Source organism: Streptomyces sp. A01 (assembly GCF_059026195.1).
The window spans coordinates 1-2,127 of sequence record NZ_JBWLKN010000080.1 but is presented as its reverse complement, the minus strand read 5'-3'; the positions used below and the strand labels follow the sequence as shown (position 1 = coordinate 2,127).

At 72.0% G+C, this 2,127-nt stretch carries 2 protein-coding genes; both read left to right on the top strand.

The window, feature by feature from the left end; all coding sequences use genetic code 11:
• The coding region (locus AC5P1B_RS35580) for an acyl carrier protein (protein WP_493892175.1) at nt 1–788 on the top strand (788 nt) is incomplete at its 5' end.
• Nucleotides 789–813: 25 nt separating this feature from the next.
• Nucleotides 814–2,127: type I polyketide synthase (locus tag AC5P1B_RS35575; protein WP_493892174.1), on the top strand; the 1,314-nt coding region annotated here is incomplete at its 3' end.

Here is a 2,127-nt window from a genome sequence, read left to right as displayed (position 1 = left end):
GGCTGTGGGCCGATTCCAGTGGCATGACGGGCAAGGTCACCGACACCGACCTGGCACGGATGAACCGCATGGGCATCAAGCCCATGAACGCCCAGCACGGGCTGGCCCTGCTCGACGCCGCCCTCCAGCACGGCGACCCCGCCCCCCTCGCCGCGGATCTCAACCCCCGCGCCCTGACCGGCCGGGCCGACCACACCCTCCCCGCCCTGCTGCGCGGCCTCGCCCCCAGCGCCACCCCCCGGCGCACCGCCGCCACCGGCCCGGCCCCGGCCGACGCGGCCGAGCGGCTCCGCGTGCTCACCCCCGACGAGCGCCACAGCGCCCTGCTCCACCTCGTACGCACCCACGCCGCGGCCGTACTGGGACACACCGACACCCATGCCGTCCACACCGACGTCCCGTTCAAGGAACTGGGTCTCGACTCGCTGACCGCCGTCGAACTACGCAACAGGCTCGCCGCCGCGACCGGGCTGCGCCTGCCCGCCTCCCTGGTCTTCGACTACCCGGAGGCCGCCGCGCTCGCCGACCACCTGGGCCAGAGGCTCGCGCCGAACGGCGAGGCACGGCCGGCGGTGGACGCCGTGGACCCGCTCCTCGGCGAACTGGGCCGCATCGAAACCACCCTGACCACCCTCCTCCTGGACGAGGACGCGCGCGGCAGGGTCGCCAGGCGGCTCAACGGACTGCTGTCCGCGGTCACCGGCGGCCGGGCTGATCCCACCGGATACGACACGGTCGAGGCCGCCTCGGACGACGAGATCTTCAGGCTGATCGACGGGGAACTGTGAGTACGTTGACGGAGAGCGAGAAGTGATGTCGGGAACGGAAGACAAGCTCCGCCAGTACCTGAAGCGTGTGACGGTGGACCTCGGACAAACCCGTCAGCGGCTGCGCGAGGTGGAGGAACGTCACCAGGAACCGGTGGCCGTCGTCAGCATGGCCTGCCGCTACCCGGGCGGCATCGGTTCACCGCAGGACCTGTGGGACGTCGTCGACTCGGGCGTGGACGCGATCGGTGCGTTCCCCACCGGTCGTGGCTGGGACCTGGAGGGCCTGTACCACCCCGACCCCGACCACCCCGGCACCACGTACGCGCGCGAAGGCGGCTTCCTGCATGACGCGGGGGGATTCGACGCGGAGTTCTTCGGCATCAGCCCGCGGGAGGCGCTGGCGATGGAGCCGCAGCAGCGGCTGCTGCTGGAGACCGCCTGGGAACTGCTGGAGCACGCCCGCATCGACCCTCGGTCATTGAAGGGCAGCGCGACCGGCATCTATGCCGGGGCCGGACTTCCCGGCTTCGGCGGCCCGCACGCCGACAAGGGCACCGAAGGGTACCTGCTGACCGGCAACGCCCTGAGCGTCCTCTCGGGACGCGTCGCGTTCACCCTGGGCCTCGAAGGCCCGGCCGTCTCGGTGGACACGGCGTGTTCGTCGTCGCTGGTGGCGATGCATCTGGCGTGCCAGGGGCTGCGCCAGGGCGAGTGCTCGCTGGCCCTCGCGGGTGGCGTGACCGTGATGGCCACCCCGTTCATGTTCACCGAGTTCTCCCGGCAGCGGGGCCTGGCCCCCGACGGCCGGTGCAAGCCGTTCGCCGAGGCAGCCGACGGTACCGGCTTCGCCGAGGGCGTCGGTCTTGTGCTGCTGGAACGGCTGTCGGACGCACGCCGCAACGGCCACGAGGTCCTGGCCGTCATCCGGGGCACGGCCATCAACCAGGACGGCACCAGCAACGGACTCACCGCCCCCAACGGCCCGGCACAGGAGCGGGTGATCCGGCAGGCGCTGTCCGCGTCCGGGCTGTCGGCCTCCGAGGTGGACGCGGTGGAAGCCCACGGGACGGGCACCCGCCTGGGCGACCCGATCGAGGCAGGAGCGCTGCTGGCGACGTACGGGCGGAACCGGCCGGAGGGCCGACCGCTGTGGCTCGGGTCCGTCAAGTCCAACATCGGGCACACACAAGGCGCTTCTGGCGTGGCCGGTGTCATCAAGATGGTCATGGCCATGCGCTACGGAACGCTCCCGGCCACCTTGCACGTCGACCGCCCCTCGACGCATGTGGACTGGGGCTCGGGCGCGGTGCGGCTGCTGACCGAGCCGGTCGCCTGGACGGATGAGGAACGCCCGCGC